This window comes from Serratia montpellierensis, assembly GCF_020858655.1.
Taxonomy (GTDB): domain Bacteria; phylum Pseudomonadota; class Gammaproteobacteria; order Enterobacterales; family Enterobacteriaceae; genus Serratia; species Serratia montpellierensis.
Window position 1 is genome coordinate 93,175 of sequence record NZ_VOSN01000019.1, and the last position, 25,654, is coordinate 118,828.

Annotated in this window: 18 protein-coding genes; 16 read left to right on the plus strand and 2 right to left on the minus strand. The window is 62.8% G+C overall.

All coding sequences use genetic code 11. The annotated features are described in order from the left end of the window. Nucleotides 1–13: 13 nt before the first annotated feature. On the plus strand, nt 14–520 hold the full coding sequence (gene tadA, locus FUU19_RS20360; protein ID WP_015378796.1) for a tRNA adenosine(34) deaminase TadA: 507 nt from the start codon (nt 14–16) through the stop codon (nt 518–520). On the opposite strand, the gene mltF is transcribed toward tadA, so the two are convergent. Then, the gene (mltF, locus tag FUU19_RS20365; protein WP_202670462.1) at nt 521–1,981 is read right to left on the minus strand and encodes a membrane-bound lytic murein transglycosylase MltF; all 1,461 of its coding nucleotides are present in this window, start codon (nt 1,979–1,981) and stop codon (nt 521–523) included. A 275-nt stretch (nt 1,982–2,256) separates the two neighbouring features. On the opposite strand from mltF, the gene purL reads away from it, so the two are divergent. The 15 genes from purL (at nt 2,257) to FUU19_RS20440 (ending at nt 24,389) form a co-directional block, all read left to right on the plus strand. After that, nucleotides 2,257–6,150: a phosphoribosylformylglycinamidine synthase gene (gene purL, locus FUU19_RS20370; RefSeq protein ID WP_230490342.1), complete on the plus strand. Its 3,894-nt coding sequence runs from the start codon at nt 2,257–2,259 to the stop codon at nt 6,148–6,150. An 887-nt stretch (nt 6,151–7,037) separates the two neighbouring features. After that, complete coding sequence (locus FUU19_RS20375; RefSeq protein ID WP_049200747.1) at nt 7,038–8,474, plus strand: sensor histidine kinase; 1,437 nt, start codon at nt 7,038–7,040, stop codon at nt 8,472–8,474. A gap of 3 nt (nt 8,475–8,477) precedes the next feature. After that, nucleotides 8,478–9,350: a two-component system QseEF-associated lipoprotein QseG gene (gene qseG / locus FUU19_RS20380; RefSeq protein WP_230490026.1), complete on the plus strand. Its 873-nt coding sequence runs from the start codon at nt 8,478–8,480 to the stop codon at nt 9,348–9,350. Continuing rightward, the gene (gene glrR, locus FUU19_RS20385; protein ID WP_025303931.1) at nt 9,347–10,687 is read left to right on the plus strand and encodes a two-component system response regulator GlrR; all 1,341 of its coding nucleotides are present in this window, start codon (nt 9,347–9,349) and stop codon (nt 10,685–10,687) included. The genes qseG and glrR overlap by 4 nt, the downstream gene beginning before the upstream one ends. A gap of 132 nt (nt 10,688–10,819) precedes the next feature. Beyond that, complete coding sequence (locus FUU19_RS20390) at nt 10,820–12,442, plus strand: NAD+ synthase (protein WP_049204912.1); 1,623 nt, start codon at nt 10,820–10,822, stop codon at nt 12,440–12,442. A gap of 11 nt (nt 12,443–12,453) precedes the next feature. Beyond that, nucleotides 12,454–12,792, plus strand: coding sequence for a nitrogen regulatory protein P-II (gene glnB / locus FUU19_RS20395; protein WP_004847623.1), 339 nt, complete (start codon nt 12,454–12,456; stop codon nt 12,790–12,792). Nucleotides 12,793–13,197: 405 nt separating this feature from the next. Then, a complete protein-coding gene (locus FUU19_RS20400; RefSeq protein ID WP_197781160.1) occupies nt 13,198–14,121 on the plus strand; it encodes a LysR substrate-binding domain-containing protein in 924 nt (307 codons plus the stop codon). A gap of 115 nt (nt 14,122–14,236) precedes the next feature. After that, the gene (locus FUU19_RS20405; RefSeq protein WP_141967186.1) at nt 14,237–15,700 is read left to right on the plus strand and encodes a gamma-aminobutyraldehyde dehydrogenase; all 1,464 of its coding nucleotides are present in this window, start codon (nt 14,237–14,239) and stop codon (nt 15,698–15,700) included. A 73-nt stretch (nt 15,701–15,773) separates the two neighbouring features. Then, the gene (gene ydcS, locus FUU19_RS20410; protein WP_230490566.1) at nt 15,774–16,928 is read left to right on the plus strand and encodes a putative ABC transporter substrate-binding protein YdcS; all 1,155 of its coding nucleotides are present in this window, start codon (nt 15,774–15,776) and stop codon (nt 16,926–16,928) included. A gap of 53 nt (nt 16,929–16,981) precedes the next feature. Beyond that, a complete protein-coding gene (locus FUU19_RS20415) occupies nt 16,982–18,010 on the plus strand; it encodes an ABC transporter ATP-binding protein (RefSeq protein WP_141967188.1) in 1,029 nt (342 codons plus the stop codon). A 1-nt stretch (nt 18,011) separates the two neighbouring features. Continuing rightward, a complete protein-coding gene (locus FUU19_RS20420; RefSeq protein WP_033644105.1) occupies nt 18,012–18,956 on the plus strand; it encodes an ABC transporter permease in 945 nt (314 codons plus the stop codon). Further along, nucleotides 18,946–19,752 (plus strand): ABC transporter permease, encoded by an 807-nt coding sequence (locus FUU19_RS20425; protein ID WP_016929774.1) that lies wholly within the window; start codon nt 18,946–18,948, stop codon nt 19,750–19,752. Before FUU19_RS20420 ends, FUU19_RS20425 begins: the two co-directional genes overlap by 11 nt. A gap of 35 nt (nt 19,753–19,787) precedes the next feature. Then, nucleotides 19,788–21,212, plus strand: coding sequence for an aminobutyraldehyde dehydrogenase (gene patD, locus FUU19_RS20430; RefSeq protein ID WP_230490567.1), 1,425 nt, complete (start codon nt 19,788–19,790; stop codon nt 21,210–21,212). A gap of 85 nt (nt 21,213–21,297) precedes the next feature. Further along, entirely contained in the window at nt 21,298–23,208 is a 1,911-nt protein-coding gene (locus tag FUU19_RS20435; protein WP_197834450.1) for an NAD(P)-binding protein, read from the plus strand. Further along, nucleotides 23,205–24,389, plus strand: a complete 1,185-nt coding sequence (locus tag FUU19_RS20440) for a c-type cytochrome (protein ID WP_230490568.1) — start codon at nt 23,205–23,207, stop codon at nt 24,387–24,389. The genes FUU19_RS20435 and FUU19_RS20440 overlap by 4 nt, the downstream gene beginning before the upstream one ends. A gap of 37 nt (nt 24,390–24,426) precedes the next feature. On the opposite strand, the gene hmpA is transcribed toward FUU19_RS20440, so the two are convergent. Further along, entirely contained in the window at nt 24,427–25,617 is a 1,191-nt protein-coding gene (hmpA, locus tag FUU19_RS20445; RefSeq protein ID WP_230490569.1) for an NO-inducible flavohemoprotein, read from the minus strand. Nucleotides 25,618–25,654 lie beyond the last annotated feature (37 nt).

A 25,654-nucleotide genomic window follows, 5' to 3' on the forward strand; every position in this document is an offset into this window, starting at 1 on the left:
GAGGAATTATGCGATGACTGAATATAATGATGAGTACTGGATGCGTCAGGCATTGCAGCTGGCCCTGCGCGCGCAGGAAGAGGGCGAGGTGCCGGTGGGTGCGCTGCTGGTGCTGGACAATCAGGTCATCGGCGAGGGCTGGAACCGCCCGATTGGCCGACACGATCCTACCGCACACGCCGAGATCATGGCGCTGCGCCAGGGCGGCGCGGTGCTGCAAAACTACCGCCTGCTGAATGCCACGCTGTACGTCACGCTGGAGCCCTGCGTGATGTGCGCCGGTGCGATGGTGCACAGCCGTATCCGTCGGTTGGTGTATGGCGCCGCCGACGAGAAAACCGGCGCGGCCGGTTCGCTGGTGGACATTCTGCGCCATCCGGGCATGAACCATCAGGTGGAGATCGTCTCGGGCGTGCTGGCGGACGAATGCGCCGCCACCCTGAGCAATTTCTTCCGCCTGCGCCGCGAACAAAAAAAAGCGCTCAGGCTGGCGCAGCGGGCGGCGGATAAGCCGGAATAATCAGTAGTTGAGCGCCAGTTCCGGCATCACCGTCGGATAGCCTTTCCCCAACGCCTCCTGCTCGGCGGCCGCTTGCGTCGCCTTTCTCTCTTTTTCCTGCAGATAGCCCACCAGGCTGACCTGGTAGCGGCGGATATTTTCTACATAGTTGTAGGCTTCACGCCCGCGCGCATAGCCGTAGGTCAACTGCGGGTAGTAGCGTTTTTGGCTGAGCATCGGCAGGCGCTGTTTGACGTCGACCCAACTGTCCGGATTGCCTTTTTGCGTCTTGGTCAGCTTGCGCGCGTCCAGCATGTGGCCCCAGCCCATGTTGTAGGCCGCCAGCGAGAACCAGATGCGCTCGTCTTCCGGCACGCTGTCCGGCACCTTGGCCATCAGCCGCTGCAGGTAAAGGGCGCCGCCCTGAACGCTCTCTTCCGGATCGAGGCGGTCGTTGACCCCCAGGCCGTCGGCGGTGGCGCGGGTCAGCATCATCAGGCCGCGCACGCCGGTGGGCGAGGTGGCCTGCGGATTCCAGTGCGATTCCTGATAGGCGATGGCCGCCAGCAGCTTCCAGTCGATCTCGTTGGCGTGCTTCTCGAACAGCGGGCGGAAGTTGGGCAGCACCGAATCGATGGCCGACAGGAAGGTTTTGGTGTCCACATAGTCGAAGCTGCCGACGTGGCCAAGGTACTTCTCTTCCAGCCGCGCCAGGGTGCCGTCGTCTACCATCTGGCTGTAGAAGTCCAGCATCGCCGCGTACAGGCTGTCGTCGCCGTCGCGTTTCAGATACCAGGTGACCGGCTCTTCGTCGGTGACGTCGAACGCCACCGCCAACTGCGGATGGATGCGCTGCAGCAGCGCGATGGTCACCGAATCGCCGAGGGTGTAGTCCAGCTTGCCGTCGGCAACCCGCTCCAGCAGCTCTTTGGAGGTGAGATCGCTGGAGGCTTCCCAGGCGAGATCCGGGTATTTATCCTGTTTGAGCTGCTTTAGCGTGCTGACGTGCGCAGAACCGGAGGCGACCGCCAGCTTGCCTTTAATGTCGGCGAAGCCTTTTGGCCGCGGGGTGCCCAGCCGGTACACCAGCTGTTGGGAAACGGAGTAGTAGGCGGGGCCGGTGCGTGCGCGGCTGAGGCGCTCCTGGTTGTAGATAAGGCCTGCCGCCAGCAGGTCGGCGTCATCGTCGTCCAGATCGTCGAACAGGTCATTGATGTTCTGATGGGGGATCACCACCAGCTTTACCCCGAGGTAGTTGGCGAAGCGCTTGGCCAGTTCGTAGTCGAGCCCACCCGGCCCTTGCTTGGTGTTGAAATAGGTCAGCGGTGAATTCAGCGTGCTGATACGCAACTCGCCGCGGGAGATGATCTCCTGGAGTTGCCCGCCCTGGCCGCTGCGCCAGGTAATATTGGGCCACAGCGCGAGAGCCAGAAGCAGGGTGACAACGCCGATGAGGATGTAGTTTATTTTAAGACGTTTCAAATAGTTATCCAGTGGTGGCACAGGTACACCGGCGACGACAACCGCGACTTTTCTCATGGTTAAATCACCAGTGCGGGGGGCATTTTGCGCAACAAAACGCCAGTGTGCAACTTTATTGACACGTTATGACAATTCGACGGTGCGGCACGCTTTTATCAATAATCCCTACGCAAACGGTTTCGTCGGCGGCGAGGATTCTCTATAATGACGCGCGTTTTCCCCTGTTGCGCCCAATGAAGCGTCTTATCCGTCGCTTCGAAGACGAGAGAACTTTGATTATGGAAATTCTGCGTGGTTCGCCCGCTTTATCGGCTTTTCGCATTACCAAACTGCTGTCCCGCTGCCAGGACGCTCACCTGCCCGTCAGTGATATCTACGCCGAGTACGTCCACTTTGCCGATGTCAGCGCACCGCTGAGTGCCGAAGAACACGCCAAACTTCAGCGGCTGCTCAAGTACGGTCCTTCTCTCGCCGAACACGCTCCCGAAGGTCGGTTGTTGCTGGTCACGCCGCGTCCGGGCACCATTTCTCCCTGGTCTTCCAAAGCCACCGACATCGCCCACAACTGCGGTCTGCAGCAGGTGGTGCGCCTGGAGCGCGGCCTGGCGTTCTACGTCAAGGCACCCGAGCTGACGGAAACCCAGTGGCGCCAGCTTGCCGCGCTGCTGCACGATCGCATGATGGAAACCGTCTTTAGCGAGCTGCAACAGGCCGAACAGCTGTTCGCGCACCATCAGCCGGCGCCGTATCAGTCGGTCGACGTGCTGGGTGCAGGGCGCACCGCGCTGGAGCAGGCCAACCTCCGGCTCGGCCTGGCGCTGGCGCAGGACGAGATCGACTACCTGCTGAATGCCTTTACCGGTTTGGGGCGCAACCCGACGGATATCGAACTTTATATGTTCGCGCAGGCCAACTCTGAGCACTGCCGCCACAAGATTTTCAATGCCGATTGGATCATCGACGGCGAACAGCAGCCTAAATCGTTGTTCAAGATGATCAAGAACACCTATGAGCAGACGCCGGACTATGTGCTGTCGGCGTATAAAGACAACGCCGCCGTGATGGAAGGTTCGCAGGTCGGTCGCTTCTTCGCCGCGCCGGACAACGGCACGTATGATTACCATCAGGAAGACGCGCACATCCTGATGAAAGTGGAAACCCACAACCACCCGACGGCGATCTCACCGTGGCCGGGCGCCGCGACCGGCTCCGGCGGCGAGATCCGCGACGAGGGGGCTACCGGCCGCGGCGCCAAGCCGAAGGCCGGCCTGGTCGGCTTCTCGGTGTCCAACCTGCGCATTCCCGGCTTTGAACAGCCGTGGGAGCAGGATTTCGGCAAGCCGGAACGCATCGTCACCGCGCTGGATATCATGACCGAAGGCCCGCTGGGCGGCGCGGCGTTCAACAACGAATTCGGTCGTCCGGCGCTGCTGGGCTACTTCCGTACCTATGAAGAGCGCGTCAACAGCCACAACGGCGTTGAGCTGCGCGGCTACCACAAACCGATCATGCTGGCGGGCGGCATCGGCAACATCCGTGCCGATCACGTGCAGAAAGGGGAAATCACCGTCGGCGCCAAGCTGGTGGTGCTGGGCGGCCCGGCGATGAATATCGGCCTGGGCGGCGGCGCGGCCTCGTCGATGGCGTCAGGTCAGTCCGATGCCGATCTGGACTTCGCTTCGGTGCAGCGCGACAACCCGGAAATGGAGCGCCGCTGTCAGGAAGTGATCGACCGCTGCTGGCAGTTGGGTGACCAGAACCCGATCCTGTTTATCCATGACGTCGGCGCTGGCGGCCTGTCCAACGCCATGCCGGAGCTGGTGAGCGACGGCGGCCGCGGCGGCCGCTTCGAGCTGCGCGATATCCTCAACGACGAGCCGGGCATGAGCCCGCTGGAAGTGTGGTGCAACGAATCGCAGGAACGTTACGTGATGGCGATTGCCCCGGCGCAGATGGCGCAGTTCGACGAGATCTGCCGCCGCGAGCGCGCACCTTATGCGGTGATCGGCGAAGCGACCGAAGAACAGCACCTGACGCTGAACGACCGCCACTTCGACAACCAGCCGATCGACATGCCGCTGGACGTGCTGCTCGGCAAGACGCCGAAAATGACCCGCGACGTTACCCGCCTGCAGGCGCATGGCGAGGCGGTGCAGCGTGAGAACATCACGCTGGCCGACGCGGTGAAACGCGTGCTGCATCTGCCGGCCGTTGCGGAGAAAACCTTCCTGATCACCATCGGCGATCGCACCGTTACCGGCATGGTGGCGCGTGACCAGATGGTCGGCCCGTGGCAGATCCCGGTAGCCGACTGCGCGGTGACCACCGCCAGCCTGGACAGCTACTACGGCGAAGCGATGTCGCTCGGCGAACGTGCGCCGGTGGCGCTGCTGGACTTCGCCGCCTCCGGCCGCCTGGCGGTCGGGGAAGCGCTGACCAACCTGGCCGCCACGGAAATCGGCAGCCTGAAGCGCGTGAAGCTGTCCGCCAACTGGATGGCCGCCGCCGGCCACCCGGGCGAAGACGCCGGCCTGTACGAAGCGGTGAAAGCGGTGGGCGAAGAGCTGTGCCCGGCGCTGGGCATCACCATTCCGGTGGGCAAAGACTCCATGTCGATGAAAACCCGCTGGCAGGAAGGCAATGAACAGCGCGAAATGACATCGCCGCTGTCGCTGGTCATCACCGCCTTCGCCCGCGTGGAGGATGTGCGCCACACCGTGACGCCGCAGCTGCGCACCGATAAGGGCGACAGCGCGCTGCTGTTGATCGACCTGGGCAACGGCCATAACGCGCTGGGCGCCACCGCGTTGGCGCAGGTTTATCGCCAGCTGGGCGACAAACCGGCCGACGTGCGCAACGTTGCGCAGCTGGCGGGCTTCTTCAACGCCATGCAGCAGCTGGTGGCCGATCAAGCGCTGCTGGCTTACCACGACCGCGCCGACGGTGGTCTGCTGGTGACGCTGGCGGAGATGGCCTTCGCCGGTCACTGCGGCGTAGACGTCAATCTCGACGGCCTCGGCGACGATGCGCTGGCGGTACTGTTCAACGAAGAGCTGGGCGCGGTGATCCAGGTGAGCGCTGAACGTCTCGACGACGTGAAGCAGGCGTTCGCGCAGCACGGTCTGACCGACAACGTGCATCACATCGGCAGCGTGCAGGCCGGCGATCGTTTCGTCATCACCCAACACGGCAAGGCGCTGTACAGCGAAAGCCGCAATACGCTGCGCACCTGGTGGGCGGAAACCACCTGGCAGATGCAGCGGCTGCGCGACAACCCGGCGTGTGCCGATCAGGAACATCAGGCCAAACAGGATGAACAAGATCCCGGCCTGAACGTGAAGCTGACCTTCGCACCGGAGGAAGACATCGCCGCGCCGTACATCGCCAAGGGCGCTCGCCCGAAAGTGGCGGTGCTGCGCGAGCAGGGGGTGAACTCCCACGTTGAAATGGCGGCGGCGTTCCACCGTGCCGGCTTTGACGCGGTGGACGTGCACATGAGCGATCTGCTGGCAGGGCGCCGCGATCTGCAGGATTTCCATACGCTGGTGGCCTGCGGCGGTTTCTCTTACGGTGACGTACTGGGCGCCGGCGAAGGCTGGGCGAAGTCTATCCTGTTCAACGAGCGGGTGCGCGACGAGTTCGAAGCGTTCTTCCACCGTCCACAGACGCTGGCGCTGGGCGTATGCAACGGCTGCCAGATGATGTCCAACCTGCGCGAGCTGATCCCGGGCGCCGAACACTGGCCGCGCTTTGTGCGCAATCTGTCGGATCGCTTCGAGGCGCGCTTCAGCCTGGTGGAAGTGGCGGCCAGCCCGTCGCTGTTCCTGCAGGGTATGACCGGTTCGCGCATGCCGATCGCCGTTTCCCACGGTGAAGGGCATGTCGAAGTGCGCGATGCGGCGCATCTGGCGGCGCTGGAAAGCCACGGTTTGGTGGCGCTGCGTTTCGTCAACAACGCCGGTCAGGTGACGGAAGCTTACCCGGCTAACCCGAACGGTTCGCCGAACGGCATTACCGCCGTGACCAGCGCCAACGGACGTGCCACGGTGATGATGCCGCACCCGGAACGCGTGTTCCGCACGGTGAGCAACTCCTGGCACCCGGAAGAGTGGGGCGAGGACAGCCCGTGGATGCGCATGTTCCGCAACGCCCGTAAGCAGCTGGGCTAAAAACGGCCACCACCGTACAGAGGGCGCAAGCAATTGCGCCCTTTTTTATGGCCGGCGCTCGCCGACTGGCGGCAGTGTCTGCATTTTGCGACAGGCGCTATTTTCCCTGTCGCTAAATGGAGACATTTAACCGTTTGATTTTATTGGTGGTAAGCGGGTTTGGCTTTAGTTGTCTGCATTTGGCGACAGCGCGGCGTTTTTTTCATCGCTCATCGGGGCGTGATGCGCAAAGAAATTTGCTGATATAATTTTATTTTTTAATAAAATCATCAATTTATAATTTTAATTGCAAAGTTGGCACGCAACGTGCATTATTCTCGTCAGTTGCTCATTCAACTTTTTATGACGGCGCCGTAATTAGACGGCAAATCGCCTCATAAGCCTCCGAATGATGCCAAAGAAATGGTGCCTATCGTCCAACCAAACCGATAACAGACCGTGCAAACGGCTTTATCAAGCATCGGGCGACACGTGGAGTGAGGCACCGCCTGTATCCAACTGTGATGAAGGGTTCATCAATCCTGGATACTTACGGATGCTATTCGTCCTGTTCGATGCCAGCCGCTGCGCTACATCACCCTGGGGACGAGGTTCAAGGGCATCCACACTTTCCTTGCGTTGGGGCAAGTTTCTTGCCCCGATGTCAATTCTCAACGCTGCGCTTATCCCTGTTTCGTTGCCTATGCCCTCGAACGCAGACGTTCTCCCTATACTCTCGCTTTCGCACCGGTTGATGCTGCCGGGGCCGCATGTCGTCGGCAGGCCAGGCCTATGGGCGCGGTTCACCGATCCCACGGTTTTTTCCTGGCGCGTTCAGGATTATCCCTTGCCGGGCTTTTCTCTTTCCGGCGAGTCAGTTAGCATCGTGACAGAGCTGAGAGAATGAGATGATTTCGTTGAAAAAATGGCGTTTATTCCCCCGTTCGCTGCGGCAATTGGTGCTGCTGGCCTTTCTGTTGGTGCTGCTGCCGCTGCTGGTACTGGCCTATCAGGCCTACCAGAGTCTGGATCACCTCAGCGCGCAGGCGGCGGACATCAACCGCACCACGCTGGTGGACGCGCGGCGCAGCGAGGCGATGACCAGCGTGGCGCTGGAGATGGAGCGCAGCTACCGTCAGTACTGCGTGCTGGTCGATCCTACGCTGCAGAAGCTGTACCAGAACCAGCGCAAGCAGTATTCGCAGATGCTGGACGCCCACGCGCCGATCCTGCCGGACGAGCGCTACTACCAAACGCTGCGCCAGTTGCTGACCCAGCTGGCCGCGATCAAATGCCATAACAGCGGGCCGGACCAAGAGGCTTCCGCCTTGCTCGAGTCGTTCTCCCGTTCCAACGCCGAAATGGTGCAGGCCACGCGCGCGGTGGTGTTCTCACGCGGTCAGCAGCTGCAGCAGGCCATTGCCGAGCGGGGCCAGTTCTTCGGCTGGCAGGCGCTGCTGCTGTTCCTGGTCAGCGTGCTGCTGGTGGTGCTGTTCACCCGCATGATCATCGGGCCGGTCAAGGCCGTAGAGCGAATGATCAACCGCCTGGGAGAAGGGCGTGCGCTGGGCAGCACCGCGTCGTTCAAGGGGCCGCGCGAGCTGCGTTCGCTGGCGCAGCGCATCATCTGGCTGAGCGAGCGGCTGGCGTGGCTGGAGTCGCAGCGCCACGAGTTCCTGCGCCATATTTCGCACGAGCTGAAAACGCCGCTGGCCAGCATGCGTGAAGGCACCGAACTGCTGGCCGACGAGGTGGCGGGGCCGCTGACTTCCGATCAGAAAGAGGTGGTGGCGATCCTCGACAACAGCAGCCGCCATCTGCAGCAGCTGATTGAACAGCTGTTGGATTACAACCGCAAACTGGCCGATGGCCCGGCGGAACACGAGAACGTCGAGCTGCGCGAAATGGTCGATTTGGTGGTCGCCGCGCACAGTTTGCCGGCGCGGGCGAAGATGATTTCCACCGAAATTACGCTGGAGGCGGAAATCTGCTGGGCAGAGCCTACGCTATTAATGCGCGTGCTGGATAATCTCTACTCCAATGCGGTGCACTACGGCAAGGAATCCGGTAACATTTGGATCCGCAGCCGTCAGGTTGGACAACGGGTGCAAATCGACGTCGCCAATACCGGCACGCCGATCCCCGAGGCTGAAAGAGCCATGATTTTCGAGCCTTTTTTCCAGGGTAGTCACCAGCGAAAAGGGGCGGTAAAAGGAAGCGGACTGGGGTTGAGCATCGCTCAGGACTGTATCCGTCGCATGCGCGGTGAGCTGCAACTGGCGACGGTCGCCGGTGCAGACGTCTGCTTCCGCATTGAACTGCCGTTAACCGCCGAGAATGAATAAATAATGTACACATGGTCTAAACGCCTTCGTCTTTCACAGACCGAACGTTCACCGCGTGCCACGCACAGAGCGCCGCTCGGCAAACGCCCGATCAGCTGGTTGGGCGCCGTCTTCTTTATGCCGCTGTTGCTGGCGGGCTGCGTCGATCGCGCCGTCAGCGGTGGCCTGAACCCTCAGCAGCAAGAGGCGATCCCGGATACCAAGGTGATTGATTACCGCACCGCGGCTTGCGATACCCTGTGGCAGTTGGACGACAAGGACGCGCTGGATAACTCGCTCTACTGGCTGCGCGCGATGGACTGCGCCGATCGCATCGGGTCGACCCAGGCGCGCGCGCTGGCGAAAACGGTGCCTGGCGACAGCTGGTCCGGCGTTTTCAAACAGAGCATCCTGCTGGGCAGCGCACAGCCGACCTCCGGCGAACGCCGCCAGATCATCGACAGGATCAACAGCTATCGGATGGAATTCCCCGGCTCGCTGCGTCCGCTGACGCAGCTGTGGCGCCAGCAGCAATTGCTGCAGATCACGCTGTTCGATGAGAAAGCGCGCTATCAGCATCTGCAGGAGAGCAGCGACAGCCAGATCGATTCGCTGCGCCAGAGCCAGGCGCGGCTGCAATCGCAGCTGCAGGACACCTCGCGCAAGCTGGAAAACTTGACCGATATCGAGCGCCAGCTCTCTTCGCGCAAGCAGCTGCAAGGGGAAATCCCGGACAACGGCGCAGGCTCGCAAAAGGGCGAATCCGCCGGTAAAAACGGTGTGGCCACCAAAGGGGCTGAGTCCCAGGACGAACCGGAAAAGGGCACCGCGCTGCCGGTTGAACCGGAAGACACCTATACGCCGCACCCTGCCAATAAGGAGTCCCACGCGCAATGACTGCACGCAAACCGGCCAACCTGTTATTGGTTGATGACGATCCCAGCCTGCTGAAGCTGTTGGGCATGCGCCTGACCAGCGAAGGTTTTCACGTCACCACCGCCGAAAGCGGCCAGGAAGCGCTGCGCCTGCTGGCGCGCGAGCAGATCGATCTGGTGATCAGCGATCTGCGAATGGACGAGATGGACGGCATGGCGCTGTTTGCCGAGATCCAAAAGCATCAGCCGGGCATGCCGGTGATCATCCTCACCGCGCACGGTTCGATTCCCGATGCGGTGGCCGCCACCCAGCAAGGGGTATTCAGCTTCCTCACCAAACCGGTGGATCGCGATGCGCTGTACAAGGCCATCGACGAGGCGCTTGCGCTGTCGGCCACCCCGGCCGGCGACGAGGCCTGGCGCGAAGACATCGTTACCCGCAGCCCGCTGATGCTGCGCCTGCTGGAGCAGGTGAAAATGGTGGCGCAGTCCGACGTCAGCGTCTTGATCAACGGCCAGAGCGGCACCGGTAAAGAGGTGGTGGCGCAGGCGATCCACGCCGCCAGCCCGCGCGCCGGCAAGGCGTTCATCGCCATCAACTGCGGCGCGCTGCCGGAGCAGCTGCTGGAGTCCGAACTGTTCGGCCACGCCAAGGGCGCCTTTACCGGCGCGGTCAGCAGCCGCGAAGGGCTGTTCCAGGCGGCGGCGGGCGGCACGCTGTTCCTCGACGAAATCGGCGATATGCCGCTGTCGCTGCAGGTGAAGTTGCTGCGCGTGCTGCAGGAGCGCAAAGTGCGGCCGCTGGGCAGCAACCGCGATCTGGACATTGACGTGCGCATCATCTCCGCCACCCACCGCGATCTGCAAAAGGCGATGGCGAAGAACGAGTTCCGCGAAGACCTTTACTACCGCCTCAACGTGGTGAACCTGAAGATCCCGGCGCTCAACGAGCGGGCCGAAGACATCCCGCTTCTGGCCAACCACCTGTTGCGCGAGGCGGCTCAGCGGCACAAGCCGTTCGTGCGCAGCTTCTCGACCGACGCCATGAAGCGGCTGATGACCGCCAGCTGGCCGGGCAACGTGCGTCAGCTGGTCAACGTCATCGAGCAGTGCGTGGCGCTGACCTCGGCGCCGGTGATCAGCGAAGCGCTGGTGGAGCAGGCGCTGGAAGGGGAAAACACCGCGCTGCCGACCTTTGCCGAAGCGCGCAACCAGTTCGAGTTGCACTACCTGCGCAAGCTGCTGCAGATCACCAAGGGCAACGTGACCCAGGCCGCGCGCATGGCGGGCCGCAACCGCACCGAGTTTTACAAATTGCTGTCGCGCCATGAGCTGGACGCCAACGATTTTAAAGAATGACAGTTTGCCGCCGGGCGCCCTGCCACGCAGGTTCTCAACAAATCCGGCGGAATGATTTACACTCCGTTCTCTTTGCCGCGGCGCGCCCCGGCGTAGAGCACCATGGAACGTATTAAGCGGGATCGTACACAAATGAGCAGATCACTTTCCATCGCCCTGGCCCAGTTGAACCTGCTGGTCGGCGACATTGAAGGCAACACCGAACGCATGTTGCAAATCGTGCAGGAGCAGCAGAAGGCGGGAGCCGATCTGGTCATGTTCAGCGAACTGGCGCTGTCCGGCTACCCGCCGGAAGATCTGCTGTATCGCAATGACTTCTATCAGCGCTGCGACGCGCAGCTGCTGCGCCTGCAGCAGGCCTCCGCCGAGACGGCGATCCTGGTCGGCCACCCGTGGCGCGAAGGCGACAAGCTGTACAACGCGCTGTCGCTGTTTGCCGAAGGTCGCCTGCTGACCCGCTACTTCAAGCAGCAGCTGCCGAACTACGGCGTGTTTGATGAGAAGCGCTATTTCCACGCCGGCAACGACACCTGCGTGGTGGAGCTGAAAGGCTACCGTCTGGGGCTGCTGATTTGCGAAGATCTGTGGTTCCCTGAGCCGATCGACGCCGCCAAGGCGGCCGGCGCGGAAATTATCCTGTCGATCAACGCCTCGCCGTATAACCGCGAAAAGCCGTATATCCGCAAAACGCTGATGGCCGGCCACTGCCAGCGTACCCAGCTGCCGCTGGTGTATCTCAATCAGGTCGGCGGCCAGGATGAGCTGATCTTCGACGGCTGCTCCAAGGTATTCGATGCCGCCGGCACCATGACCCACCGTCTGGCGGCCTTCGACGAGCAGGTGACTCGTCTGGAATTCAACGAGCTGGCCGTGGTGCCGATGGCCGATCCGGCCGCTGAACTGCCGCAGCTGGCGCAGGTGTATCAGGCGCTGGTGCTGGCGGTGCGCGACTACGTGACCAAAAACGGCTTTAAAGGCGCGGTGCTGGGGCTGTCCGGCGGCATCGACTCGGCGCTGACGCTGGCGATCGCCGTGGATGCGTTGGGTAAAGACAAGGTGCAGGCGCTGATGATGCCGTTCCGCTATACCGCGGATATCAGCATCGCCGACGCCAAGGAAGAGGCGGAAATCCTCGGCGTGGAGTTCGATATCGTCTCCATCGAACCGATGTTCGACGCCTTTATGGGCCAGCTGTCGCCGATGTTCGCCGGCACCGAGCGTGACACCACCGAAGAAAACCTGCAGGCGCGTTGCCGCGGGGTGGTGCTGATGGCGCTGTCCAACAAACGCCGCAGCATCGTGCTGACCACCGGTAACAAGAGCGAAATGGCGGTGGGTTACGCCACGCTGTACGGCGATATGGCCGGCGGTTTCGACGTGCTGAAGGACGTGCCGAAAACGCTGGTGTTCAAGCTGTCCGAATACCGTAACACCGTCTCCTACGTGATCCCGCAGCGGGTGATCGATCGTCCGCCGTCCGCCGAGCTGGCGCCGGATCAGGTCGATCAGGACAGCCTGCCGCCGTACGATATCCTGGATGCGATCCTGGAAGGCTACGTTGAGCGCGACAAGTCGGTTGCCGATCTGGTGGCCGACGGGTTCGACGAAGCGATCGTGCGCAAGGTGATCCGCCTGGTGGACATCAACGAATACAAGCGGCGTCAGGCCGCCGTCGGGCCGCGCATCACCGCCCGTAACTTCGGCAAAGACCGCCGCTACCCCATCACATCCGGTTTTGGCCGCAAAAATTGGTAAAAGGAAAGAAGATGAAAAAGATCGACGCGATTATCAAGCCGTTCAAACTGGATGACGTCCGCGAAGCGCTGGCCGAAGTGGGCATCACCGGCATGACGGTCACCGAAGTGAAAGGCTTCGGCCGCCAGAAGGGCCACACCGAGCTGTACCGCGGTGCCGAGTACATGGTCGACTTTTTGCCTAAGGTGAAGATCGAGATCGTGGTTGCCGACGATATCGTCGACACCTGCGTGGAAACCATCATGCAGACCGCGCAGACCGGCAAGATCGGCGACGGAAAAATCTTCGTCTTCGACGTGGCGCGCGTGGTGCGCATCCGTACCGGCGAGCAGGACGAAGAAGCGATCTGATCCTCCGCAGGATCATCGGCCATCAGGGCGCAGCGTGCTGCGCCCTTGTCATTTCTGTCCTCCGCGCATCATGCTTCTTCGCCTCGCCGTTTCCCCCTTTTTGCCCGTCGGCATTCTAAAAAAGCGAACGCTATCGCGTTTTTGATACTTTTCCCGATCGCTTTTCTCGCGGGATCTACAATCAATCTAACTATCTTGATTGAGGTGATCCCCAATGAATTTCAAGTTGCGGCTAGGCGGCAAGGGCGTGCATCCCCAGGAGCTTACTCAAGTAAGTGACTGGGGGGACAAATCTGCCGGGAGCAGATTTGAACGCTGCTCGCAGCGGCCCGTTAGGGCGTGGCCTACGGATGGGCCACGTAATAGCACGCAGACAACAACGCAGCGGCTTGAAAGGCGATGGGGATGATGACGTTACGCCAAATCCGCCACTTCATCGCGGTGGCGGAAACCGGGTCGATCTCCGCCGGCGCCCAGGCGGTGTTTGTCTCCCAGTCTTCACTGACGCTCGCGATCCAGCAGCTGGAAACCGAGATCGGCGTGCGGCTGTTTGATCGCCACGCCAAGGGTATGACGCTGACCCATCAGGGGCATCAGTTTCTGCGCCAGTCGTATCTGATCCTGGCGACGGTGGACAACGCCAAGCGCAGCCTGCAGATCGGCACCGAAAGCCTGACCGGCAAGCTGACCATCGGCGTCACCAGTCTGGTGGCCGGCTACTTCCTGGTGGAGCTGCTCACGCGCTTTAAATCGGCCTATCCCAACGTCACCGTGCAGGTGGTTGAAGACGAACGCCCGTATATCGAGCATTTGCTGGTCAGCGGCGAGATCGACATCGGCGTGCTGATCCTGTCGAACATCGAAGACCGCGACGCGCTGCAGACCGAGGTGCTGATGCACTCGCCGTATCGCCTGTGGCTGCCGCCGCTGCACCCGCTGCTGGAGCACGAGAGCATCAGCCTGGCGGACGTGGCCAAACAGCCGCTGATCCAGCTCAACGCCGATGAAATGGACGTGCACGCGCGGCGCATTTGGTCGCGCGCCGGGCTGAAACCAGAAATCGCCATGAAGACCGCCTCGACTGAGGCGGTGCGCAGCCTGGTGGCGGCGGGGATGGGGGTGTCTATCCAGCCGGACATGGCGTACCGCGCCTGGTCGCTGGAGGGCAACATGATCGAGGCGCGCAAGCTGGACGATCTGCTGGAGCCGCTGGACATCGGGTTGGCGTGGCGGCGCGGCAGCGCACGGCCGGAGCTGGTGACGCCGTTCCTTACCATCGCGCGCGAGAACGGCAGCAAACACGCCGCCGGGCTTAAGCATTCGATTTAATCGAACGCGGCGTTCAGTATTTAGAATTTGTTGCCCGCCAGAGGCTCGCTTAGGCTGATTAAAACTAACTTATTCACATTTGGTTAACGTTTTTGTCACTTAGGGGCGTCAGGCGATGGCAGATGTGCAGTTTCTCTCGGGTTTGTCCTGTCAGCAGTTCATTAACGGTCAGCTTATCGACGGCGAAGGCCAGCAGGAATGCATCGTCAATCCGGCCAACGGCGAGACGCTGATCGCCCTGACCGAAGCCTCTTCGGCGCAGGTCGGCGGCGCGGTGAAAGCCGCGCAGCAGGCGTTCGGCCACTGGTCGCGCACCACGCCGGCCCAGCGCGCCGCTCTGTTGCTGCGCATCGCCGACGCCATCGAGCGGCAGGCGCCGCAGCTGGCGCAGCTGGAAGCCCTCAACTGCGGTAAACCGCTGCATCAGGCGCTCAATGACGATCTGCCGGCGGCGGTTGACGTGTTCCGCTTCTTCGCCGGCGCGGTGCGCACGCAGCAAGGGCAGCTGGCCGGCGAGTATGTGCCCGGCCACACCTCGATGATCCGCCGCGATCCCATTGGCGTGGTGGCCTCGATCGCCCCCTGGAACTATCCGCTGATGATGGCGGCGTGGAAAATCGCGCCGGCGCTGGCGGCGGGCAATACCGTGGTGTTCAAACCGTCCGAACATACGCCGCTGACCATTTTGGCGCTGGTGCCGGCGCTGCAGGAGATCCTGCCGCCGGGCGTGCTGAATATCGTCTACGGCGGCGGGGAGGGGGTCGGCAGCCAGCTGGTGGGGCACCCGCAGGTGCGGCTGGTGTCGGTCACCGGCGATATCGTCACCGGGCAAAAAATTCTTCAGGCAGCGGCCAAAAGCGTCAAGCGCACCCACCTGGAACTGGGGGGCAAGGCGCCGGTGATCGTCTGCGACGACGCCGATCTCGACGAGGTGGTCAACGGCATTCGTACCTACGGCTATTACAACGCCGGCCAGGACTGCACCGCCGCCTGCCGCATCTACGCGCAGGCGGGCATCTATCCCAAACTGGTGGACGCGCTGGGCGAGGCGGTCGCCAGCCTGCGCTTCGCCCGCAAGCGCGATCAGGACAACGAGATCGGCCCGTTGATAAGTAGCCGCCAGCGCGATCGCGTCGCCAGCTTCGTCGAGCGCGCGCTCAGCCAACCGCATATCGAATTGATCACCGGCGCCGCGGCCCACTCCGGGCCGGGGTTCTACTACCAGCCGACCCTGCTGGCGGGCTGCCTGCAAAGCGACGAAATCGTGCAGCGCGAGGTGTTTGGCCCGGTGGTCAGCGTCACGCGCTTCGAGCATCTGGAGCAGGCGGTCGAGTGGGCCAACGACTCGGAATACGGGCTGGCTTCGTCGGTGTGGACGCAAAATATCGATCGGGCGCTGCACATTGCCGCCCATCTGCAGTACGGCAGCACCTGGATCAACACCCATTTCACCTTGGCGAGCGAGATGCCGCACGGCGGCCTGAAACGCTCCGGCTACGGCAAGGATCTGTCCAGCGATTCGCTGCAGGATTACAGCGTTGTCAGGCACGTAATGGCGAAGTTCAAAGCCAGCTTCTAGCGGTTCTATAAAGCAAAATCAGGCGGCAGCCGTTCCCTGCCGCACACAGATACGCAACACAGGGGTAATTACGATGAGAAAAACTACCGCAGTCACCACCACCGTCTCCGCGCTCTGTCTCACCGTGCTGTGCGGCCTGGGCCAGGCGGCCGATCTGCCGCAGTCGCTGGGCAAAGGCGAAGGCCGGCTGGATATCATCGCCTGGCCCGGCTACATCGAACGCGGCCAGTCCGACAAAAACTACGACTGGGTCACCCAGTTTGAAAAGCAAACCGGCTGCGCGGTGAACGTGAAGACCGCCGCCACCTCCGATGAAATGGTCAGCCTGATGGCCAAGGGCGGCTACGATCTGGTGACCGCCTCCGGCGACGCCTCGCTGCGCCTGATCTTCGGCAAGCGGGTGCAACCGATCAACACCGCGCTGATCCCGAACTGGAAGAACATCGATCCGCGCCTGCTGAACGGCGCCTGGTACACCGTGGACGGCAAAACCTACGGCACGCCGTACCAGTGGGGGCCGAACCTGCTGATGTACAACACCAAAACCTTCCCGACGCCGCCGGACAGCTGGGCGGTGATCTTCCAGCAGCAGAACCTGCCGGACGGCAAGAGCAACCAAGGGCGGGTGCAGGCTTACGACGGCCCGATCTACATCGCCGATGCGGCGCTGTTCCTGAAGGCCACCCAGCCGCAGCTCGGCATCAGCGATCCTTATCAGCTCAACGAAGAGCAGTATCAGGCGGCGCTGAAGCTGCTGCGCAGCCAGCACGCGCTGATCCACCGTTACTGGCACGACACCTCGGTGCAGATGAGCGACTTTAAAAACGAAGGTGTGGTGGCCTCCAGCGCCTGGCCGTATCAGGCCAACGCCCTGAAGGGCGAGGGGCAGCCGATCGCCACCGTATTCCCGAAAGAGGGCGTGACCGGCTGGGCAGACACCACCATGCTGCATGCTGACGCCAAGCACCCGAGCTGCGCCTACCAGTGGATGAACTGGTCGCTGGAGCCGAAGGTGCAGGGCGACGTGGCGGCCTGGTTCGGGTCGGTGCCGGCTTCACCGGCGGGCTGCAAGGCCAGCGCACTGCTGGGTGAGAAGGGCTGCGAAACCAACGGCTTCAACCAGTTCGACAAAATCGCCTTCTGGAAAACGCCGCAGGCGCAGGGTGGCAAGTTCGTGCCGTACAGCCGCTGGACCCAGGATTACATCGCCATCATGGGCGGCCGCTAAGCCGCGGGGCGCAGCCCGCTGCGCCCGAATTACATCAGTATGGAGCACAGAAAATGACCATTGCCGTGCAATTCATCGATGTTTCGCGGACTTTCGGCGATGTTCGCGCCGTGGATCGGGTATCCATCGACATTCAGGACGGGGAATTCTTCTCCATGCTCGGGCCGTCCGGCTCGGGCAAAACCACCTGCCTGCGCCTGATCGCCGGCTTTGAACAGCTCACTTCCGGCTCGATTCGCATCCACGGCCAGGAAGCCGCCAACCTGCCGCCGTATCAGCGCGACGTGAACACCGTGTTTCAGGATTACGCGCTGTTCCCGCACATGTCGGTGCTGGAAAACGTCGCCTACGGCCTGATGGTGAAGGGCGTCGCCAAACGCGAGCGGCTGGCGCGGGCGCAAGAGGCGCTGGAGAGCGTGGCGCTCGGTTTCGTCGCCGAACGCAAGCCGGCGCACCTGTCGGGTGGCCAGCGGCAGCGCGTGGCGTTGGCGCGCGCGCTGGTCAATCGGCCGCGGGTGCTGCTGCTGGACGAACCGCTCGGCGCGCTGGATCTCAAGCTGCGCGAGCAGATGCAGGGTGAGCTGAAGAAGCTGCAGCGCCAGTTGGGCATCACCTTTATCTTCGTCACCCACGATCAAAGCGAAGCGCTGTCGATGTCCGATCGGGTGGCGGTGTTCAATAACGGCCGCATCGAACAGGTGGATACGCCGCGCGAGCTTTACATGCGGCCGAAGACGCCGTTCGTCGCCGAGTTCGTCGGCACCTCCAACGTGGTGCGTAGCGAACTGGCGCAGCGCCTGCTCGGCGAAAGCCGAACCTTCTCGATCCGGCCGGAGCATATTCGCCTGCTGGAGCAAGGCGGCCCGGCGCAGGACGAGATCCAGGTGCAGGGCACGCTGCAGGAAATCCATTACCAGGGTGCGGCCACGCGGTATGAAATCGCGCTGAGCGGCGGCGAAAAGCTGCTGGTCAGCCAGGCTAATCCGCAGTGGATCGCCGCAGGGCAACAGCGGCAGATCGGCCAGCCGATCGTCGCCTGCTGGCCGCGCACGGCGATGGTGCCGCTGCTGGAGGAGAGGTGAGATGGACATGAGCATCGATTCCCCCTCGGCGCGCGGCGGTACCGTGCGCGCGCTGTCGACCTGGCTTTATCGCCGGCCGACGCTGTATCTGCTTTTGCTGCTGGTGCCGCCGCTGCTGTGGTTCGGCGCGGTGTACCTCGGTTCGCTGCTGACGCTGCTGTGGCAAGGTTTTTACACCTTCGACGACTTCACCATGGCGGTGACGCCGGATCTGACCTTCGCCAACCTCGCGGCGCTGTTCAACCCGGCCAACTACGACATCATCCTGCGCACGCTGACCATGGCGGTGCTGGTGTCGCTGGCCAGCGCGGCGCTGGCGTTCCCGATCGCCTATTACATGGCGCGTTACACCAGCGGCCGCGTCAAGGCGTTCTTTTATATCGCGGTGATGATGCCGATGTGGGCCAGCTATATCGTTAAAGCCTATGCCTGGACCCTGCTGCTGGCGAAAGACGGCGTGGCGCAGTGGTTCCTGCAGCACCTGGGGCTGGAACCGCTGTTGGCTTCGCTGCTGACGGTGCCCGGCGTCGGCGGCAACACGCTGTCGACCTCGGGGCTGGGGCGTTTTCTGGTGTTCGTCTATATCTGGCTGCCGTTCATGATCCTGCCGATCCAGGCGGCGCTGGAGCGCCTGCCGCCCTCGCTGCTGCATGCCTCGGCGGATCTGGGCGCGCGACCGGCGCAGACCTTCCGCCACGTCATTTTGCCGCTGGCGGTGCCGGGCATCGCCGCCGGATCGATCTTCACCTTCTCGCTGACGCTGGGCGACTTTATCGTGCCGCAGCTGGTGGGGCCGCCGGGCTATTTCATCGGCAGCATGGTGTACGCCCAGCAGGGTGCGATCGGCAATATGCCGATGGCCGCGGCCTTTACGCTGGTGCCGATCGTCCTGATCGCCATCTACCTTTCCATTGTCAAACGTCTGGGGGCTTTCGATGCACTCTGAACGCGCGCCCTTAGGGCTGAAGCTGGCCGCCTGGGGCGGACTTGTCTTCCTGCATTTCCCGTTGGCGATCATCGCCATCTACGCCTTCAACACCGAGGATGCGGCCTTCAGCTTCCCGCCGAAGGGCTTCACGCTGCACTGGTTCAACGTTGCCGCCGGGCGGCAGGACATCATCGATGCGGTGCTGCTGTCGGCGCAGATCGCCTGTCTGGCGACCGCCATTGCGCTGGTGCTCGGCACGCTGGCGGCGGCGGCGCTGTATCGGCGCGATTTCTTCGGCAAGGACAGCATTTCGCTGCTGCTGCTGCTGCCGATCGCGCTGCCGGGGATCGTCACCGGTCTGGCGCTGCTGGCGGCGTTCAAGGCGCTGAACATCGAACCGGGCATCCTGACTATCGTCGTCGGCCATGCGACGTTCTGCGTGGTGATCGTGTTCAACAACGTTATCGCCCGGTTCCGCCGAACCTCGTACAGCCTGATCGAAGCGTCGATGGATCTCGGCGCCGACGGCTGGCAAACCTTCCGTTACGTGATCCTGCCGAACCTCGGCTCGGCGCTGCTGGCCGGGGGCATGCTGGCGTTCGCGCTGTCGTTCGATGAAATCATCGTGACCACCTTTACCGCCGGCCACGAGCGCACGCTGCCGCTGTGGCTGCTGAACCAGCTCGGTCGCCCACGCGACGTGCCGATCACCAACGTGGTGGCGCTGTCGGTGATGCTGTTGACCATGCTGCCGATCCTCGGCGCTTACTACCTGACCAAAGGTGGAGAAAGCGTCGCCGGCAGCGGCAAATAATTTCCTTACCCGACCTCTGATAAAAGGATAACCCTATGCAAAGCCAACTGTTGATTGACGGCCAACTGGTGAACGGCCAGGGCGCGACCCAGCCGGTGTATAACCCGGCGACCGGCGAAGTGATTGCGCAGGTGGCGGAGGCCAGCCCGGAGCAGGTCGATCGCGCGGTGCTGGCGGCGGATGCCGCGTTCACCGCCTGGGGGCAGACCACGCCGAAGGAGCGCGCCGAGCATCTGCTCAAGCTGGCGGATCTGATCGATGAGCATGCCGAGACCTTCGCCAAGCTGGAGTCGCTCAACTGCGGCAAGCCTTATCACTGCGTGTTGAACGACGAGCTGCCGGCGGTGGCCGACGTGTTTCGCTTCTTCGCCGGAGCCAGCCGCTGCCTGACCGGCATGGCGGCCGGCGAGTATCTGGCCGGGCATACCTCGATGATCCGTCGCGATCCGCTCGGGGTGGTGGCCTCGATCGCGCCGTGGAACTACCCGCTGATGATGGCGGCCTGGAAACTGGCGCCGGCGTTGGCGGCGGGCAACTGCGTGGTGATTAAGCCCTCGGAGCAAACGCCGCTGACCACTTTCAAACTGGCCGAACTGGCCGCCGGGCTGTTCCCGCCGGGCGTGCTCAACGTGCTGTTCGGCCGCGGCGCCGGCGTCGGCGATCGGCTGACCGGGCATGACAAGGTGCGAATGGTGTCGCTGACCGGCTCGATCGCCACCGGCGAGCACATCATCGCCCACACCGCCGCCGGCATTAAGCGTACCCATATGGAGCTGGGCGGCAAGGCGCCGGTGCTGGTGTTCGACGACGCCGATCTGCAGCAGGTGGTGGACGGCATTCGCGGCTTCGGTTTCTACAACGCCGGGCAGGATTGCACCGCCGCCTGCCGCATCTACGCGCAGAAAAGCATTTATCCCGAGCTGGTAAAGCGGCTGGGCGAGGCGGTGGCCAGCCTGAAGATCGGTGCGCCGGACGACGAGAGCACCGAACTGGGGCCGTTGATTACCGCCCAGCATCTGGAGCGGGTCGCCGGTTTTGTCGAGCGCGCCAAAGCGTTGCCGCACGTGCAGGTGGTGACCGGCGGCGAGAAGGTGAAAGGGCCGGGTTACTACTTCCAGCCGACGCTGCTGGCCGGCGCGCGCCAGGAGGATGAGATCGTGCAGCGCGAGGTGTTCGGCCCGGTGGTGACGGTGACGCCGTTCGACGACGAAGAGCAGGTGCTGGCCTGGGCGAACGAATCCAACTACGGGCTGGCGTCTTCCGTGTGGACCCGCGACGTGGGGCGCGCGCATCGCTTAAGCGCCCGCCTGCAATACGGCTGCACCTGGGTGAACACCCACTTCATGTTGGTGAGTGAAATGCCGCACGGCGGCCAGAAACTGTCCGGCTACGGCAAGGACATGTCGATGTACGGGCTGGAGGATTACACCGCCATTCGTCATGTGATGTTCAAACATTGATTTTACAATAATTATCCGCACAATAGCGCGGCCTTCGGGCCGGCCCCGGCCGGCCGATGATAATAAAAATTGAAAGGAAGCCTATATGGGTATCACCCGACGTGATTTTCTCAACGGGGTGGCGATCACCATCGCCGCCGGGTTGACGCCGCTGCAAATCTTGCGCGCGTCGCCGCAAACCGCCAATCAAACCCTGTACTACCCGCCGGCGCTGACCGGGCTGCGGGGTAACCATCCGGGCTCGTTCGAGCATGCGCACCAGCTGGGGCGCGACGGTAAAACCTTTGATTTCGGCAGCGTACCCGCCGTTGAAGAGTTCGATCTGGTGGTGGTCGGTGCCGGCATCAGCGGGTTGGCAGCCGCCTGTTTCTGGCAGCAGCTGAAAGGCGAGCAGCAGCGCATTCTGCTGATCGACAACCATGACGACTTCGGCGGCCACGCCAAGCGCAACGAATTCAACACCGACGACGGCATGCTGCTCGGCTACGGCGGCAGTGAATCGCTGCAGTCGCCGCGCTCCAACTTCAGCCCGGTGGCGATGGGGCTGCTGCACAAGCTCGGCGTCGATATCGACCAACTGGAGCAGGCGTTTGACACCACCTTCTACCCGGATCTTAACCTGAGCCGAGGGGTTTACTTCGATCGCAAGAACTTCGGCGTCGACAAGGTGGTGAGCGGCGATCCGGGCCGCACAGTGGCGGACGACATTCCGCGCGATCGCCTCAACGGCCGCTCTTATGAAGCGTTCATCGGCGATTTCCCGCTGCCGGAAAGCGATCGCCAGGCGCTGATCGCACTGCATACGGTGGAGAAAGATTATCTGCCGGAGATGACGCTGGAGCAGAAGGTCGAGTGGCTCGATACCCACAGCTACACCCAGTTCCTGCGTGAAAAAGTGGGCCTGAGCGAGCTGGCGATCCGTTATTTCCAACAGACCACCAACGACTTCCAGGCGGTGGGCATCGACGGCACGTCGTGCAGCGATGCGCGCATCTGCGATCTGCCGGGCCTCGGCGGCATGAATCTGCCGCCGCTGGACGAAGAGTCGCAGGCGGATCTCGACGATCCTTACGTGTTCCACTTCCCGGACGGCAATGCCACGCTGACGCGCCTGATGGTGCGCAAGCTGATCCCGGCGGTGGCGCCGGCCGGCAAAGACATGAATGACGTGGTGCTGGCCAAATTCGACTACAGCCAGCTCGATCGGCCGGAGTCGCCGGTGAAGCTGCGTTTGAACAGCACCGGGCTGCACGCGGCCAACGTTGGCGACAAGGTGGAAGTCACCTATATGACCGGCGAGAAGATGACCAAGGTGCGCGCCGGGCAGGTAGTGATGGCCGGCTACAACATGATGATCCCGTACCTGGTGCCGGAGATGTCGCACGAGCAGCAGGAGGCGCTGAAGCAGAACGTCAAGGCACCGCTGGTGTACAGCAAGGTGGTGATCCGCAACTGGCAGCCGTTCATCAAGCTGGGCGTGCACGAAATTTATTCGCCGGCCGCACCGTACAGCCGCGTGAAGCTGGACTACCCGGTGAGCATGGGTGGATACCAGCACCCGCGCGATCCGGATCGGCCAATCGGCCTGCATATGGTCTACGTGCCGACGCTGCCGGGCAGCGGCCTCAGCCCGCGCGAGCAGTCGCGCAAAGGGCGCGCGCTGCTGCTGGGCACGCCGTTCGAGGTGCACGAGCAGATGATCCGCGAGCAGCTGCAGGGCATGCTGGGCGCGGCCGGTTTCGACCATCAGCGCGACATTCAGGCGATCACCGTCAACCGCTGGTCGCACGGTTACTCCTACTTCCTCAACGGACTGTTCGACGACGAAGACGAAGCCAAGAAAATCATCGAAACGGCGCGGCAGCCGATCGGCAAGATCGTTATCGCCAACTCCGATGCCGACTGGAGCCCGTACGCCAACTCGGCGATCGATCAGGCGTGGCGCGCGGTGAACGAACTGGCCTACGGCAAGGTTGCCGCCAAGGAGGGAGCATGAGTCTGCGTTCGCTGTACCTGTTGAGCCTGCTGGCGGCCGGCGGCTCGGCCCAGGCGATGTCGGCCGGGGAATACGTCGCCAAAGCCGGCGACTGCACCGCCTGCCACACCGCGCCGGGCGGCGCTGAACTGGCGGGCGGCATGAAGTTTCCGACGCCGCTCGGGGCTATCTACGCCACCAACATCACGCCGGACAAGCTGCACGGCATCGGCGCCTATTCGTTCGAGGAGTTCGATCGCGCCATGCGCCAGGGGGTAGCCAAAGACGGCCACCGGCTCTACCCGGCGATGCCGTACACCTCCTACGCCAAAATGAGCGCGGAAGACATGCGCGCGCTGTATGACTACCTGATGAATGAGGTGCCGGCGCAAAACGTCGCCAACCGGGACAGCGACATCAGCTGGCCGCTGTCGATGCGCTGGCCGCTGGCGGTGTGGAACTCGCTGTTCCACGACGACCAGCCGTATCAGGCAGATCCGCAGCAAAGTGCCGAGTGGAACCGCGGCGCCTATCTGGTGCAGGGCGCGGGCCATTGCGGCAGCTGCCATACGCCGCGCGGCTGGGCGATGCAGGAGAAGGGCCTGGACGGTAAGGAGCCGGTATTCCTGAGCGGCGCCGAGCTGGACGGCTGGTACGCCTCCAATCTGCGCGGCCTGCCGCCGGAAGAGGTGACGGCGCTGCTGAAAACCGGCCGCAGCCGCCATGCGGCAGTCGCCGGGCCGATGAGCGAGGTGGTGACCCACAGCACGCAGTATCTCAGCGACGGCGATCTGAACGCCATCGCGGTGTACCTGCGCAGCCTGGCGCCGGAAACCGCCGCCAAAGCCGCTGCGCCAGCCTCGCAGGCGGATAACCCGGGCGGCAAGGCGACCTATGCGATGTACTGCTCGACCTGCCACGGCAATAAGGGGGAGGGCACTGACTTCGCCATTCCGGCGCTGGCGGGCAATGCCACGGTAACGGCGGACAATCCGCTGACCGCGCTGCGGGTGGTGCTGGAGGGGGCGCATACGCCGATCACGCAGCAGGCGATGGCGTTTGACATGCCGGCTTATGGCTGGGCGTTGAACGATCGGCAGGCGGCCGATCTGATGAGCTACCTGCGGGGAAGCTGGGGCAACCAGGCGGCGCCGGTGACGGTGCAGCAGGTGCAGGACGCGCGCCAACTGCAGGCGAAATAAAGAGGGAGCGCGGTCTGACGGCCGCGCTCCGCAAGCATTACAGCACCTTATGCGGGCCGAAGCATTCGTAGTGAATGCGTTCGGCCTCTACGCCCATCTCCAGCAGCTGTTTGCCCACGAACTGCATGAAGGCCACCGGGCCGCAGAAGTAATAGTGCATCTGCGGATCGGCCAGGCTGCCTTGCAGCGCGCTCAAATCCATCAATCCGCGGCTGTGGTAGTCGCGGCCTTCCACGTCATCGGCACCCGGCTCGCGGTACCATACATGGCGGCTCAGATTCGGCATACGCCCGGCAATATCCGCTACCTCATCGGCAAAGGCGTGCACGCTGCCGTTTTCCGCCGCGTGCAGCCAGTGGATCTGCGCCTGATGTTGGTTGTCGTGCAGGGTGTTGAGCATGCCGAGCATCGGGGTTTGGCCGACGCCGGCGGAGATCAGCGCCACCGGCGTGGTCGGCGCCACGTCGAGGAAGAAGTCGCCGTGCGGCGGGGCGATGTAGATCACGTCGCCTTCCTGCGCCTGCTGGTGCAGGTAGTTGGAGACTTTCCCCTGATCTTCGCGCTTCACCGCGATGCGGTAGAACTCGCCGTTTGGCGAGGTGGTCAGCGAGTACTGGCGAATTTCCTGATGCTCCAGGCTGTCGTGCTTGATGTAGACCGCCAGGTATTGCCCCGGTTTGAAGTCCGCCACCCGGCCGCCGTCCACCGGCGCCAGCACGAAACTGCAGATCACGTCGCTCTGCGGCTGTTTCTTCAGGATGCGGAATGCGCGCAGATCGCGCCAGCCGCCGTTGTCGGTTTCGCTCTGCTGATAAATCTGCTCTTCACGCTGGATAAATACGTTGGCCAGCACGCCGTAGGCCTTGCCCCAGGCGTCCAGGACTTCCTGGCCCGGGCTGAACATTTCGTCCAGGGTCGCCAGCAGGTGACCGCCGACGATGTTGTACTGCTCCGGCTGGATATTGAAGCTGGTGTGCTTCTGCGCGATGCGCTCCACCGCCGGCAGCAGCGCCGCCAGGTTCTCGATGTTGGCAGCATAGGCGCAGATGGCGTCGAACAGCGCCTGACGCTGATCGCCGTTGCGCTGGTTGCTCATGTTGAAAATGTCTTTCAATTCCGGGTTGTGCGCGAACATGCGATCGTAAAAGTGGGCGGTCAGCTTCGGCCCGGTCGCAGCCAGCAGGGGAATGGTGGATTTCACGGTGGCGATGGTTTGGCTATCCAGCATGGAAGCGCTCCTTGGGTTGGGATCTTGACGATAATTG